At 71.0% G+C, this 14,381-nt stretch carries 12 protein-coding genes and 1 tRNA gene; 7 read left to right on the top strand and 6 right to left on the bottom strand.

Annotated features, from left to right (window positions below; all coding sequences use genetic code 11):
• Positions 1-162 precede the first annotated feature (162 nt).
• The 6 genes from PSQ21_RS10905 to PSQ21_RS10880 all read left to right on the top strand — a co-directional run bounded on the left by PSQ21_RS10905 (position 163) and on the right by PSQ21_RS10880 (position 7,291).
• Positions 163-1,485 carry an ABC transporter substrate-binding protein gene (locus PSQ21_RS10905; RefSeq protein WP_274030274.1) on the top strand — a complete coding sequence of 441 codons (1,323 nt, stop codon included), beginning with the start codon at positions 163-165 and terminating at the stop codon, positions 1,483-1,485.
• A gap of 164 nt (positions 1,486-1,649) precedes the next feature.
• Complete coding sequence (locus PSQ21_RS10900) at positions 1,650-2,648, top strand: carbohydrate ABC transporter permease (protein ID WP_097870632.1); 999 nt, start codon at positions 1,650-1,652, stop codon at positions 2,646-2,648.
• A gap of 14 nt (positions 2,649-2,662) precedes the next feature.
• Positions 2,663-3,583, top strand: coding sequence for a carbohydrate ABC transporter permease (locus tag PSQ21_RS10895; protein WP_274030273.1), 921 nt, complete (start codon positions 2,663-2,665; stop codon positions 3,581-3,583).
• A gap of 245 nt (positions 3,584-3,828) precedes the next feature.
• On the top strand, positions 3,829-5,298 hold the full coding sequence (locus tag PSQ21_RS10890; RefSeq protein ID WP_274030272.1) for a GH1 family beta-glucosidase: 1,470 nt from the start codon (positions 3,829-3,831) through the stop codon (positions 5,296-5,298).
• 187 nt (positions 5,299-5,485) lie between these two features.
• Positions 5,486-6,523 (top strand): LacI family DNA-binding transcriptional regulator, encoded by a 1,038-nt coding sequence (locus PSQ21_RS10885; protein WP_274030271.1) that lies wholly within the window; start codon positions 5,486-5,488, stop codon positions 6,521-6,523.
• A gap of 177 nt (positions 6,524-6,700) precedes the next feature.
• Positions 6,701-7,291 (top strand): lytic polysaccharide monooxygenase auxiliary activity family 9 protein, encoded by a 591-nt coding sequence (locus PSQ21_RS10880; RefSeq protein WP_274030270.1) that lies wholly within the window; start codon positions 6,701-6,703, stop codon positions 7,289-7,291.
• 96 nt (positions 7,292-7,387) lie between these two features.
• Here the strand turns inward: PSQ21_RS10880 and PSQ21_RS10875 are convergent.
• The 3 genes from PSQ21_RS10875 to PSQ21_RS10865 form a co-directional block, all read right to left on the bottom strand.
• Positions 7,388-7,460, bottom strand: a tRNA-His gene (locus tag PSQ21_RS10875).
• Between the two features lie 120 nt (positions 7,461-7,580).
• Complete coding sequence (gene orn, locus PSQ21_RS10870) at positions 7,581-8,186, bottom strand: oligoribonuclease (protein ID WP_274030269.1); 606 nt, start codon at positions 8,184-8,186, stop codon at positions 7,581-7,583.
• Between the two features lie 10 nt (positions 8,187-8,196).
• Positions 8,197-9,414 carry a helix-turn-helix domain-containing protein gene (locus PSQ21_RS10865; protein ID WP_274030268.1) on the bottom strand — a complete coding sequence of 406 codons (1,218 nt, stop codon included), beginning with the start codon at positions 9,412-9,414 and terminating at the stop codon, positions 8,197-8,199.
• 1,028 nt (positions 9,415-10,442) lie between these two features.
• On the opposite strand from PSQ21_RS10865, the gene PSQ21_RS10860 reads away from it, so the two are divergent.
• On the top strand, positions 10,443-10,964 hold the full coding sequence (locus PSQ21_RS10860) for a universal stress protein (protein ID WP_274030267.1): 522 nt from the start codon (positions 10,443-10,445) through the stop codon (positions 10,962-10,964).
• 186 nt (positions 10,965-11,150) lie between these two features.
• Here the strand turns inward: PSQ21_RS10860 and glmS are convergent, their stop codons facing one another.
• The 3 genes from glmS to PSQ21_RS10845 form a co-directional block, all read right to left on the bottom strand.
• Positions 11,151-12,980: a glutamine--fructose-6-phosphate transaminase (isomerizing) gene (gene glmS / locus PSQ21_RS10855; RefSeq protein WP_274030266.1), complete on the bottom strand. Its 1,830-nt coding sequence runs from the start codon at positions 12,978-12,980 to the stop codon at positions 11,151-11,153.
• A gap of 75 nt (positions 12,981-13,055) precedes the next feature.
• Positions 13,056-13,331, bottom strand: a complete 276-nt coding sequence (locus PSQ21_RS10850; protein ID WP_003968990.1) for a hypothetical protein — start codon at positions 13,329-13,331, stop codon at positions 13,056-13,058.
• 86 nt (positions 13,332-13,417) lie between these two features.
• Positions 13,418-14,293 (bottom strand): DUF4429 domain-containing protein, encoded by an 876-nt coding sequence (locus tag PSQ21_RS10845; protein WP_274030264.1) that lies wholly within the window; start codon positions 14,291-14,293, stop codon positions 13,418-13,420.
• Positions 14,294-14,381: the final 88 nt, after the last annotated feature.

Here is a 14,381-nt window from a genome sequence, read left to right as displayed (position 1 = left end):
CCCCTCGATCGCCCGCCGGACATCCCTCGGCAACGGAATCGTCTTCAACTCTTGACACCCACCCCCTTCAGGCAGCAACCTTCCGGCAACGGCGCATGGGAGCGCTCCCACTCTGGGGGAAGGTCTCGCGCGCTTCCCCTTCCCGGAACAAGGAGCAGTGGAATGCGCATCACCCGCAGCGTTGCCGGTCGACGCAGGAGAACCGCCTTCGTGGCCACCACGGGCCTCACGGTCACCGCCCTCCTCCTCACCGGATGCGGCGGCTCGTCCGACTCGGACAAGGGAGCCGACGCGGACGGGAACATCACCCTGACCCTCGCCGACTTCGGGCAGTTCGGCTACAAGGAGGCCGGGCTCTTCGAGAAGTACCACGAGCTGAACCCGAAGATCACGGTCAAGGAGGACACCACCGCGGAGGAGAAGAACTACTACCCGAAGCTCCTCCAGCAGCTGAACTCCGGCAGCGGCCTCGCCGACGTCCAGGGCATCGAGGTCGGCCGGATCAAGGAGATCGTCGACACCAAGGCGGACTCGTTCGCCGACCTCTCCAAGGCGATCAGCGTGGACGAGTGGGTGTCGTGGAAGGCGAAGCAGGCCACCGCCCCCAGCGGCGCGGTCATCGGCGCCGGCACCGACATCGGCCCCATGTCCCTCTGCTACAACCGTGAGCTGTTCGAGAAGGCCGGACTGCCCACCGACCGGGCCGAGGTCGCGAAGCTGACCGAGGGCGGCTGGGAGGACTTCCTCGCCCTGGGTGAGCAGTACAAGAAGAAGGCCCCCAAGGGCACGTACTTCATGGACTCCGCGAGCGCCATGTTCAACGCCGTGGTCAGCTCCAGCCCCGAGCAGTACTACGACGCGAGCGGCAAGCCGATCTACGACAAGAGCGCCAGCGTGGAGAAGGGCTGGAAGCTCGCCGCCGAGGCCGCGTCCAAGAAGCTGACCCAGGGCCTCGCCCAGTTCGAGGACCAGTGGCAGGCGGCCCTGCGCAAGAGCACCGTCGCCACCGTCGTCTGCCCCGCCTGGATGGCCGGCCAGATCTCCACCTACGCCGGTGACGCCAACAAGGGCAAGTGGGACATCACCAGCGCCCCGGGCAACACCTCCGCCAACTGGGGCGGCTCCTTCCTCGCCGTCCCGAAGTCCGGGAAGAACGTCGCCGAGGCCACCAAGCTCGTCAAGTGGCTGACCGCCCCCGAGCAGCAGGCCGCCGTCTTCAAGGCGATCGGCGTCTTCCCGTCCAACCAGGGCGCCTACGAGCTGCCCGACGTGAAGAACGCGACCCTGCCGTACTTCAACAACGCCCCCATCGGCCAGATCTACGCCGACGGCGCGAAGTCCATCCCCGAGGCGGTCCTCGGCCCGAAGGACGGCGTGATCAAGGACTCCATCTCCACCCAGATCAACAACATGGAGCAGCGCGGCACCAGCCCCGACGACGCCTGGGACGCGGCCGTGCGGACGATCGACAAGGCCATCGGCTGACCTGACACCGGACCGGCCCGCGCCGGTCCCGCGCCGGGGCGGGCGGGCGACACCCGCCCGCCCCGCCGCCCGCCCGCCCCTCCAGCCGCCCCGCCCCTCCAGCTGCCCGCCCCTCCAGCCGCCCCGGCCGTCCGTCGGCGCACCCAGGGAAGGACTCCCCGCCCGTGGCAACCTCGACCCCCACCCGGGATGCGTACGCGACCCCGCCCCGTGAACCGAAGAAGGAACCGCCGAGCGAACGGCGGCAGTTGTGGCGCAGCCGGCTGTGGCGGTTCGACGACAAGGCGTCCCCGTACGCGTACATCGCGCCGTTCTTCCTCGTCTTCGGGGCCTTCGGGCTCTACCCCCTCCTCTACACCGGCTGGATCGCCCTGCACCGGGTGGAGATGACCGGCCTGGACTCGATGGAGTGGGTGGGCTGGGAGAACTTCGACAAGATCCTGCACGACCCCGAGTTCTGGACCTCGGTCAGCAACACGTTCCTGATCGGCGTCATCTCCACCGTCCCGCAGCTCCTGGTCGCCCTCGGCCTGGCTCATCTCCTCAACTACAAGCTGCGGGCCAGCACGTTCTGGCGCACGATCATCCTCACCCCGTACGCGACCTCGGTCGCCTCGGCCGCCCTCGTCTTCGCCCTGGTGTTCCGGGCCGACGGCGGACTGCTGAACTGGACGCTCGGCCTCGTCGGCTTCGACCCGGTCAACTGGGCCAACGGGCACTGGACCTCGAAGCTCGCCATCTCCATCATCGTGATCTGGCGCTGGACCGGCTACAACGCGCTGATCTACCTCGCCGCGATGCAGGCCGTCCCCAACGACCTCTACGAAGCGGCCTCGTTGGACGGCGCCTCGCGCTGGCAGCAGTTCCGCAAGGTCACCATCCCCTCGCTGCGCCCGACGATCCTGTTCACCATCGTCATCTCCACCATCGGCTCCATGCAGCTCTTCGGCGAGCCGCTGCTGCTGGAGGGCGGGGCCCTGGGCGCCACCGGCGGCAACGAGAACCAGTACGAGACGCTCAGCATCTACCTCTACAACTACGGCTGGAACCTCGGACATCTCGGTCCGGCCGCCGCCGTCGCCTGGGCGATGCTCGCCCTCCTCCTCCTCATCGCCGCGGCCAACTGGTTCATCGGCCGATTCGTCCGCAAGTCCGCGGTCTGACCGGGAGCGCATCCATGACCATGACCAGCCCCACGCACACCGCCCCCGTGAAGCTCGCGCCGGCCCCGAAGGGCGGCGCCCCGCAGCGACCGAGCCGCTTCCGGATGGGCGCCGGCCAGCAGCTGAAGGGCGGCCCGTTCGCGTACATCGCGCTCGCCGTCGTCGGCTTCGGCTCGCTGCTGCCGCTCTACTGGACCCTGGTCGCGGCCTCCCGCACCCAGGACGAAGTCCTCGCCTCCACCCCGCCGTTCTTCCCGGGCGGCAAGCTGGTGGAGAACGTCCAGACCGCCTGGGAGCAGGCCAACCTCGGCAAGGCGATCCTCAACAGCGTCATCGTCTCGTCCTCCATCACCCTCGCGACGCTCTTCTTCTGCACGCTCGCCGGTTACGCGTTCGCCAAGATGCGCTTCCGGGGCCGCGGATGGCTGATGACCGCGGTCATCGCCACCCTCACCATCCCGCCGCAGCTCAGCGTCGTCCCGCTGTTCATGATGATGTCCGGCCTCGGCTGGGGCGGGCAGCTGGAATCGGTGATCTTCCCGACGCTGGTGAGCGCGTTCGGCGTGTTCTTCATGCGCCAGTACCTGATCGAGGCGCTGCCGTACGAGCTGATCGAGGCGGCCAAGATCGACGGCGCGAACAATTTCCGCATCGTGGTGAGCGTGGTGCTGCCGGTGGCCCGCCCCGCGATGATGGTGCTCGGGATGCTCACCTTCGTCCAGGCGTGGAACGACTTCTTCTGGCCCTACCTCGCCCTGAACCAGCAGAACCCGACCCTTCAGGTGGCCCTCGGCCAGCTCAGCGCCTCGTACACCCCCGACCAGTCCATCGTGATGGCGGGCGCGCTGATCAGCACGCTGCCGCTGCTGGTGGTGTTCGTGGTCTTCGGCAAGAAGATCGTCGGCGGGATCATGTCGGGCGCGGTGAAGGGCTGACCGCCCTGTTCACTCCGGTGAAGGGCTGACCGCCCCGCTCGCCCCGTGGGGGACTGTCCGCCCCGCTCACCCCGGTGAGGACTGTCCCCCGTTCGCCCCGGTGAACGGCCGGCCTCCCCCTTCCCGTGGTGAGGGCCGGCCACCCCTCCCCGCGGTGAAGGGGCGGGCCGGGCCCTCTCCCCCTGCTTTCCTGCCTCTGCCCCACCTCCTCTCACCCCTCACCTTCCTCAAGGGAGCGCTCCCACATGACAGCCGTCCGACCTGACACGGTCCCGCAGCAGGCCCCCGCCGCCACGGCCCCTTTCCCGACCGGTTTCCTCTGGGGCGCGGCCACCGCCGCGTACCAGGTGGAGGGCGCGGCCACCGAGATGGGCCGCACCCCTTCCATCTGGGACACCTTCAGCCACACGCCCGGCCGGGTCCTCGGCGGGGACACCGGGGACGTGGCGGCCGACCACTTCCACCGCTACCGCGACGACGTCGCCCTGATGAAGAGCCTCGGACTCCAGGCGTACCGCTTCTCGGTCTCCTGGTCCCGGGTCCAGCCCACCGGCCGGGGGCCCGCCGTCGAACGCGGCCTGGACTTCTACCGGTCGCTCGTCGACGAACTGCTGGCAGCCGGCATCAAGCCCGTCGCCACGCTCTACCACTGGGACCTGCCGCAGGAGTTGGAGGACGCGGGCGGCTGGCCCGAGCGGGCTACGGCCGAACGGTTCGCGGACTACGCGGCCATCATGGCCCGCGCCCTGGGCGACCGCGTCTCCCTGTGGACCACGCTGAACGAACCCTGGTGCTCGGCCTTCCTCGGGTACGGCTCCGGGGTCCACGCCCCCGGCCGCACCGAACCGGCCGCCGCGCTGCGGGCCGCCCACCACCTCAACCTCGCCCACGGCCGGGCGGCCGAGGCGCTGCGCGCCAACCTCCCCGCTGCCGCGCAGACCTCGGTCACCCTCAACCTCCACCAGGTGCGCCCGCTGACCGGCAGCGAGGCGGACGCGGACGCGGCCCGCCGGATCGACGCGGTGGGCAACCGCGTCTTCACCGGGCCGATGCTGAAGGGCGCGTACCCGGAGGACCTGCTGGCCGACACCGAACGCATCGTGAACTGGCCCGAGCTGATCCAGGAGGGCGACCTGGCCGCCATCGCCGCCCCGATCGACGTCCTCGGCGTCAACTACTACACGCCCACCATCGTCAGCGCCTCGCCCACCGGCGCCGGGGACACCCGTAACGACGGCCACGGAAGCAGCGAGCACTCCCCGTGGCCCGGCTCGGAGCACGTCGCCTTCCACCTCGCCGAGGGCCGGCCGGTCACCGCGATGAACTGGTCGGTGAAGCCGGAGGGCCTGTACGACCTCCTCATGGACGTCTCGCGCGAACACCCGGACCTGCCGCTGATGGTCACCGAGAACGGCGCGGCCTTCGACGACGCCCCGGACGCGGAGGGCCGGGTCCACGACCCGGAGCGGATCTCCTATCTGCGGGGCCACCTGGAGGCGGTGCGCCGGGCAGCGGCCGACGGGGCCGACGTACGGGGCTACTTCCTCTGGTCCCTCATGGACAACTTCGAGTGGGGCTACGGCTACGCGAAGCGCTTCGGCGCGGTGTACATCGACTACGCGACCCAGCGCCGTACGCCGAAGTCCAGCGCCCACTGGTACAGCGACGTGATCGCCCGCCACGCGCTGCCCCCGGCCGCCGAGGCGGACGCCTGACCTGGTGAGAGCGGCGGTGGGCCCGGTCATCCCCGACCGGGCCCACCGCTTTTCTGTTCACACGTGTTTTCCGGCCAGGCTTGGGAGCGCTCCCAATACACTGTCCGTACGCTCGTCGGGGTGATCGGCCCAGGACTTGGATTGACTGTACGGCTGTGAGAAATTGACCGGGAACGGGGAGGCGGCCATGGCGGCAGCGCGAGTACGGAGCGGCGGGCGGCCCACGCTCGAAGAGGTGGCGGCGCGGGCCGGCGTTGGCCGGGGCACCGCCTCGCGGGTCATCAACGGCTCGCCCCGGGTCAGCGACACCACTCGGCAGGCGGTCGAGGCGGCCGTGGCCGAGCTGGGGTACGTCCCCAACCGCGCCGCCCGCGCCCTGGCGGGCAACCGCACCGACGCCATCGCGCTGGTGGTGCCCGAGCCGGAGACCCGCTTCTTCGCCGAGCCGTACTTCTCCGCGATAGTGCGCGGCGTCGGCGCGGCCCTGGCGGACACCGAGATGCAGCTGCTCCTCACCCTCGTCGGCAACGACCGCGAGCGCCGCCGGTTCGCCCAGTACCTCACCGCCCACCGCGTCGACGGGGTCCTCCTGGTCGCCGTGCACGCCGACGACCCGCTGCCGGAGCTGCTGGAGCAGCTGGGCATGCCCTGCGTGATCAGCGGCGCCCGGGACGCGGCCGAGACGCTGCCCTCCGTCGACTCCGACAACTTCGAGGGCGCGCGGGCCGCCGTCGAGCATCTGGTCGCCCGGGGACGCCGCCAGGTCGCCACGATCACCGGCCGCCTGGAGGTCTACGGTGCCCAGCGCCGCCTGGACGGCTACCGCGCGGCGGTCTCCGCCGCCGGCCTGGCCCCCGACGAGCGCCTCATCGCCCCCGCCGACTTCACCGAGGAGGGCGGAGCGAGGGCCATGCGCGACCTCCTCGCGCGCCGCCCCGGCCTCGACGCGGTGTTCGTCGCCTCCGACGTGATGGCCGCCGGCGCCCGCCAGGTCCTGCGCGAGGCGGACCGCCGCATCCCCGAGGACGTGGCCCTGGTCGGCTTCGACGACTCGGTGGTCGCCCGCCACATGCACCCGGCCCTCACCAGCGTCCGCCAGCCCATCGAGGAGATGGGCCGCCGGATGGCCCAGCTCCTCCTGGACGAGATCGCGGGCCGGGACCCGGACGGCGAGCGCCCTTCGGTGGTGCTGCCCACGGAGCTGGTGGTCCGCGACTCGTCGTGACCGCCGGGGCGGCCGGCTTTTCCGGCCGGTGCGGGGTGCGGCGGCCGTCCGCCCGCCTTCAGTGGTATGGACATGACCAAAAGACGGGGCTAGCCTCCGTCTTGGTCTAGACCAAGCGGCGAGCCGCCGCCCGGTCCATCTGTCCGCACGCTCCACCCCTCACCCCAGGAGCACCACATGCGCAGAAAGATCACCTCCTTACTCCTCGGGCTCGGCGTCGCCGGGGCCTCCCTGCTGGCCACCTCCGGCAGCGCGCAGAGCCACGGGTACACCGACTCCCCGGTCAGCAGGCAGCAGCTCTGCGGCAACGGCACCGTCCGCGGCTGCGGGCAGATCCAGTGGGAGCCGCCGAGCGTCGAGGGCCCCAAGGGCTTCCCGGCGCGCGGCCCCCGCGACGGCCTGATCTGCGCCGGGGGCAACCAGCGGTTCGCCGAGCTGGACGACCCGCGCGGCGGAGCCTGGCCGGCCTCCGACGTGACCGCCGGGGCGAGCCACACCTTCCGCTGGCGGATCACCGCCCGGCACGCCACGACCGACTTCCGGTACTACGTCACCAAGGACGGCTACGACCCGGCGAAGCCCCTGACCCGGGCCGACCTGGACCCGCAGCCGTTCCTCACCGTGCCGTTCGGCGGCCGGCAGCCGGGGTCGACGGTCACGCACGCGGGCAGCCTGCCGCAGAAGTCGGGCAAGCACCTGATCCTCGGCGTCTGGACCATCGCGGACACCGGCAACGCCTTCTACGCCTGCTCCGACGTCACGTTCTGAGCGGCACACCATGGAGCGGCCCGTGAAGCACACGCTGTGAAGCACGGCACTCCATGAAGAAGGGCCCCGGTCGTATGACCGGGGCCCTTCCTTCAGGGTGAGTAACGGGACTTGAACCCGCGACATCCTGGACCACAACCAGGTGCTCTGCCAGCTGAGCTATACCCACCATGTCGCCCGGGCGTTTCCGACCGGCCGAGAAAAAGTGTACAGGGTCCGGGAGGGTGCTCGCGCCCCCGTTTCCCGGGGCCGGTCCACGGGCGCTTGCGCGCCCGTGACCAGCGGGTTCCTACGGTGCGGCCGGGGCCGACAAGCGCGCCGCGATCTCCTTGGCGTGCTCGGAGTCCGGGCCGGGCTGCGGCACGAAGACCGCCTCCCGGTAGTAGCGGAGCTCCGTGATGGAGTCACGGATGTCCGCCAGCGCCCGGTGGTTGCCGTTCTTGGCCGGGCTGTTGAAATACGCCCGGGGGTACCAGCGCCGGGCCAGCTCCTTGATCGAGGACACGTCCACGATCCGGTAGTGGAGGTAGCCCTCCAGCTCCCGCATGTCCCGCGCCAGGAACCCGCGGTCGGTCCCTACCGAGTTTCCGCAGAGCGGGGCCTTGCCGGGCTCCTTCACCTGCTCACGGACGTAGGCCAGGACCTGCTCCTCGGCTTCCGCCAGGGTGGTGCCCCCGGCCAGCTCGTCGAGGAGGCCCGAGGCGGTGTGCATCTGCCGCACCACCTCGGGCATGGTCTCCAGGGCCGCGTCCGGCGGGCGGATCACGATGTCCACCCCTTCGCCGAGCACGTTCAGCTCCGAGTCGGTGACCAGGGCGGCCACCTCGATGAGTGCGTCGTCCGTCAACGAGAGCCCGGTCATCTCGCAGTCGATCCACACCATGCGGTCGTTCATGCGCCCCACCCTACGGGGCGCTCCGCTGTCCCGGCAGGGCCGGGCGTCCGGGGACGTACGCGTCAGGACCCGGCAGGGACAGCTCCCCGGACCCCACCGACGCCGCCACGGCGACGGCCGCGGAGGACAGGGGCGAGCCCCGGCGTCCGGACGGTGGCCCCTGGCTGGGCACCATCGTCTCGACCACCGTCGCGGCGCTCTCCGCCACCCCCTGCGGACGGCGGGCCCGGAAAGCGGCCCGGTACGCGGCGGGGGAGGAGCCGAGCTGGCGGCGGAAGTGCCCGCGCAGCGCGACCGGGGAGCGGAAGCCGCAGCGGCCGGCGACCTCGTCGACCGAATAGTCGGAGGTCTCCAGCAGCCGCTGCGCCTGCAGCACCCGCTGGGTGATCAGCCACTGCAGCGGTGCGCTGCCGGTGAGCGAACGGAACCTGCGGTCGAAGGTGCGTCTGCTCATATAGGCGCGCGCGGCGAGCGTCTCCACGTCGAACTGCTCGTGCAGATGCTCCAGGGCCCAGGCCACGACCTCGGCGAGCGGGTCGGAGCCGATCTCCTCCGGTAAAGACCTGTCCAGGTAGCGCTCCTGCCCACCACTGCGCCGCGGCGGCACGACGAGCCGGCGGGCTAGTGCCCCCGCGGCTTCCGTGCCGTGGTCGGTGCGGACTATATGGAGGCAGAGATCGATCCCGGCGGCCGTGCCGGCGGAGGTGAGCACATCGCCGTCGTCCACGAACAGCTCGCGCGGATCGACGTGCACCGACGGATAGCGCTTGGCCAGCGTCGGCGCGTACATCCAGTGTGTGGTGGCCGGCCGTCCGTCCAGCAGGCCGGCGGCCGCGAGCACGAAGGCTCCCGTGCACAGACCGACGATGCGGGCGCCCTCCTCGTGGGCGCGCCGCAGCGCGTCCAGTGCCTCGGCGGGCGGCGGCGAGGTGATCGACCGCCAGGCGGGCACCACCACGGTGCCGGCCCTGCTGATCGCCTCCAGGCCGTACGGCGCGGTGAGTTCGAGCCCACCGGTAGTGCGCAGCGGTCCTTCCTCGCCGCCGCAGACCAGCAGGCGGTAGCGGGGAACTCCCGCGTCCTGCCGGTCGATTCCGAAAACGGAGAGCGGGATGGAGCTCTCGAAGATAGGGCCGCCGCTGAACAGCAGCACGGCAACGACTTCCCGGCGTCGCCGCCCGGTCAGCTTGCGTGCGGCCTCCGTCGCGGCGGCGGAGTCCTGGCTCATGACGCTAAGCCCCCCTCGGTGTTCGCGTCTCCCTGGTCCTTACGGGCCTGTGGCTCCTGCACGTTTCCCCTCGGTGTCGCACGTGTCCCCAGTCTCCGATTTCCAAGATCGAATCTACTGCGTCGCGTGGTCCCGCCGTGACACCTTCCCCCACCAGCTCAATGTCGATAAGGAAACGTGGCGTGAAGCGTTCGATCACGAAGCGTTCCACCCGCGAAGCGCACAGGGAAGTGTCCTTCGCCAACGTGGCCCGTCCGCGTCGGGTGAAAGCGTACCGCGCGGTCCGTTCCTGCCTGGTGGGCGGTGGGGTCTCCGGCCATCACGCGAAGGGTTCGGCACCCAGGTGAAGTTGGCTGAAAACCATCAGTTGTGTGTGCTGTATCCGGTCACGCCGGGCGCACAACCGGCGCCTGACGGTCGCGCCGGTGCGCTCCCTCGGCGCTGTGAACCATGGCGCGTTCGGGCCGCCGCGAGGGGATTCGGCGGGCGGTCGCGACGGGGGCGGGGCCGAGGTTCCGCAGGACCGGATTACCGACCGATGGGCCGTGGGGCACGAGAAGCGCGGGCATCGGAGGCCGGCCGGGGCCGGTCCGGCGGACCTCGCCGTCCGCCGCGGCGGGGGCTGTCGCCGTGCTCGTCCCGGACGAGGATCGCGCCGAGCCCGTCGCGGCGTCACGCCCCGGGGTGACGGCCCGGCGGCGGTGTGGCCAACAGGGACCGGGTGAGGGCCTCGCCGCCGCGCGAGCGGGGCGGCCGTCGGACGTCGCGAAAAACAGGACGGCCGACCCTGTTCACCCCCCTCCGAGGCCCGTGTACGACACAACCGGCATTGCCATCCCGGACGGGCTCGGGCATGCTCCCTCCAGCGTCACGCACGCTTTTGCGGGGGTCTGGGCGGTGGAGGAGTGACCCCGTACCCTTGGGGGTATGGGGTTGGGAAGATGATTCCCGGACAGAGCTCCACCACCAGCTGATGCACCTCTCGAAACCGTTCCCTCCTCACGAGGACTCTCTTCGCCGAGACACCGATGGCCGGTCACGAAATCCCTGAACCCAAAGACCGCAAGCCGGTAGCCGACCCAGGGTCGGAGCCGCGGACGGTCGACGAAGCACGCCATGCGTGCGATCCCGCCTTCCGGCACGGTGTCGTGGTCGGTTTCGACGGCTCCATGTCCAGTGAGCGGGCTCTCGCCTACGCCATCGGCATGGCCGGCCGCTCGGACTCCGGGCTGATCATCGTCCACGTCGCCAACCGGCTGCCGACCACGGTCTGGGCGGGCTGCGAGCCCCCCGTCTTCGTCGACGTCCCCGATCACCGCACCGAGGTCCTCGGCCTGGAGCTGGCCTGCGCGGACTACCTCTCCGATGTGCCCTGGGTGCTCGTCGAGCGCGGTGGCGACATCTGCCACGAACTGGAGGAGGTCGGCCGGGAGTACGCCGCCGACGCCATCGTCGTGGGCTCCACGCACGGCATCGTGGGCCGGATCTTCGGATCCGTCGCCGGCCGCCTCGCCCGCCGCGCGCGACGCCCCGTCATCGTCATCCCCTGAAGGGCCCCGGGCCCGGGCCGCGGAGACACCGGCGAGTGGCCGGAGCGGCCGGAGCGGCGGGAGCGGCGTGAGCGAGCCGTGCGGTCCGAGTTTCCTGATCTGCCGCCAGAAAGCCCTGGAGCGGCACGCGTTGGGCCCCGTACCGTCTGCGCGACGGTACGGGGCCCCAGGTCTGCGCGCGGCCGTCTACTCGACCGTCACGGACTTCGCCAGGTTGCGCGGCTTGTCGATGTCGCGGCCCATCGCCAGGGCCGTGTGGTACGCGAAGAGCTGGAGCGGGATGCCCATGAGGATCGGGTCCAGCTCGTTCTCGTTCTTCGGCACGACGATGGTGTGGTCGGCCTTCTCCTGCACCTGGTGGGCGACGGCGAGGATGCGGCCGCTGCGGGCCTTGATCTCCTCCATCGCGGCGCGGTTCTTCTCCAGCAGATCGTCGTCCGGCACGATCGCCACGGTCGGCATCGCGGGCTCGATCAGCGCGAGCGGGCCGTGCTTCAGCTCGGAGGCCGGGTAGGCCTCGGCGTGGATGTACGAGACCTCCTTCAGCTTCAGGGAGGCCTCGCGGGCCACCGGGTAGCCGCGCACCCGGCCGATGAACATCATCGACTTGGCGTCCGCGTACTCCGCCGCGAGCCGCTTGATCTCGTCCTCGCCCGCCAGGATCTCGCTGATCTGCTCCGGCAGCCTGCGCAGCCCGTCGATGATCCGCTTGCCGTCCGCGACCGACAGGTCACGGATCCGGCCCAGGTGCAGGGCGAGCAGCGCGAAGGCGACCACGGTGTTGGTGAAGCACTTGGTGGAGACGACGCAGACCTCCGGGCCCGCGTGGACGTAGGTCCCGCCGTCGGCCTCACGGGCGATGGCGGAGCCGACCACGTTGACCACGCCGAGGACGCGCGCGCCCTTGCGCTTCAGCTCCTGGACGGCGGCCAGCACGTCGTACGTCTCGCCCGACTGGGAGACCGCGACGTACAGGGTGTCGGGGTCGACGACCGGGTTGCGGTAGCGGAACTCGGAGGCCGGCTCGGCGTCGGCGGGGATGCGGGCCAGCTCCTCGATCAGCTGGGCGCCGATCTGGCCCGCGTGGTACGAGGTGCCGCAGCCGAGGATCTTGATCCGGCGCACCCCGCGCGCCTCGCGGGCGTCCAGGTTGAGTCCGCCCAGGTGCACGGTGGAGAACCGGTCGTCGATCCGGCCGCGCAGGACGCGGTCCACGGCGTCGGCCTGCTCCGAGATCTCCTTGTGCATGTACGTGTCGTGGCCGCCCATGTCGTACGACTCGGCCTCCCACTCCACGGTGGTCGGCGTGGCCGTCGTGGTCGAGCCCTCCGTGGTGTACGTACGGAAGTCGTCGGCCTTCAGCGTGGCCATCTCGCCGTCGTCCAGCGTGACGACCTGGCGGGTGTGGGCGACGAGGGCGGCGACGTCGGAGGCGACGAACATCTCCTTCTCGCCGATGCCGAGGACGACCGGGGAGCCGTTGCGGGCGACCACGATGCGGTCGTTGAAGTCGGCGTGCAGCACGGCGATGCCGTAGGTGCCCTCGACCGAGCGCAGCGCCTCGCGGACCTTCTCCTCCAGGGTCTCGGCCTGGGCGCGGGCGATCAGGTGGACCAGCACCTCGGTGTCGGTCTCGGAGAGGAAGACGATGCCGTCGGCGGTGAGCTTGGCGCGCAGCTCGGAGGCGTTGTCGATGATCCCGTTGTGGACGACGGCGACCTTGTTCTCCGCGTCCATGTGCGGGTGGGCGTTCTCGTCGCTCGGCGCGCCGTGGGTGGCCCAGCGGGTGTGGGCGATGCCGGTGGTGCCGGCGAAACGCTTGGGGACCTTGGCCTCCAGCTCGCGGACCCGGCCCTTGGCCTTGACCATCTTCAGCGCGCCCGGCTTGCCCGCCGCCGCCTTGCCGGTGATGACGATGCCCGCGGAGTCGTACCCCCGGTACTCCAGCCGCTGCAGGCCTTCCAGCAGCAGCGGAGCGACGTCACGCTTTCCGATGTAACCGACGATTCCGCACATGTGTTCTCTGCCCCTCCATCGACGTACACGCATTTCCGTTCGACGCCCCGCACGGGCGCCCGGCCGGCCCCCGGGTCAGCCGTAGACGATGCGGCGCAGCTGGCGGAGCGAGAGCTCCGGCGGCGCCACGGCGCGGTGCGGCAGCTCGGCCGCGATCCGCTCGAAGATCTCCGTGTTGACCAGGCCGCCGGACTGCAGTTCGCGGTGGCGGCGCCGGACGAAGTCGTCGGTGCTCTCGTCGAAGTACGCCAGCACGTCGAGGATCACCCGGGCCGCCTCGCCGCGCTGGAGCGCGGTGGAGCGTACGAGGTGGTCGATGAGGTCGTCGTGCGACGAGCGGCGTTCAAGCACCCGTCGATATTGCGTGCCGGGGCGTTCTTATGCAAGAAATCTGCCCGAAATCGGGCAGGCGATGCTTGGAATGCGGCTCGATCGCCTCACATGCTGCGCAGGACGGCCTGTTTCGCGGTGCTGAACTCCTCGTCGGTGAGCACCCCGGCCCGGTGCAGCTCGCCCAGCTCCCGGAGTCGCCGCAGCAACGTGTCGTGGTCGCCGGCGGGCGGGGCGGCGGGCTCGGCCGCCTTGGCCAGGGCCGGGGCCGCCTCCGGTGCGTCCAGCGCCGCACGGGCCCCGGGCAGCCGCATCAGCACCGCCGCCGCGACCAGGACCGCCGTGTGCTCCTTCTTGGAGATCCCCCACAGGTCCAGGGCGTACGTGTCGTACTTCGGCGGAGCCGAGACGGCCCCCTCGACCGGCTCGAAGCGGAGGTAGCCGTTCTCCAGCCCGATCGAGGGCAGCCACCGCACGCCCGCGATCCGCGACAGCGGGAAGACGGACGGGCCCCCGGCGGTCTTGGACTCCTCGGCCTTCCAGTTCCAGGTCAGCCGGACCGTCTCCCCGTCGAAGGACGCCGTGCCGTCACCGCCTCCGCCGGAGACCGGCAGCGCGGGGCCGGGCAGCAGGAAACGGTCCACGGGGCCCTCCGGCACCTGCTCGATCAGCAGCGCGTTGCGGACCTCGTCGACGAAGTACTCCGCGACCCCGGTGCGGTCCTTCTCCACGGTCAGCGCATAGGGGTCGGCGCCGTCCTTGAGCCGGCCGTCGGCGGCCCGCAGTACCGGGCAGGCGCCGCCGCGCAGCCGCAGCCGCCCGCCCTTGCGGTCCGGTTCGAACGAGACGCCCGCCACCGCCCGCAGGGGTACGGCTGTCTCACCCAGCTCCTGCCGGACCGGATGCGCCTTTCCTCCCGGCACGATCCGAACGGTGTCCCCGTCGAATGTCCACGTTCCGTCCCGCTGGATGATTTCTGCCATGCCCGCGATTCTGCCAGCCCGTCTTCCGGGCGGAGAAGGTGAGCGCCCGGGGGACCGTCCCCGGGCGCTCACCGGTCGGGCGGGCTGC

It is taken from the genome of Streptomyces sp. MMBL 11-1 (genome assembly GCF_028622875.1).
GTDB lineage: Bacteria > Actinomycetota > Actinomycetes > Streptomycetales > Streptomycetaceae > Streptomyces.
This window is presented reverse-complemented; position numbering and strand designations above follow the sequence as displayed.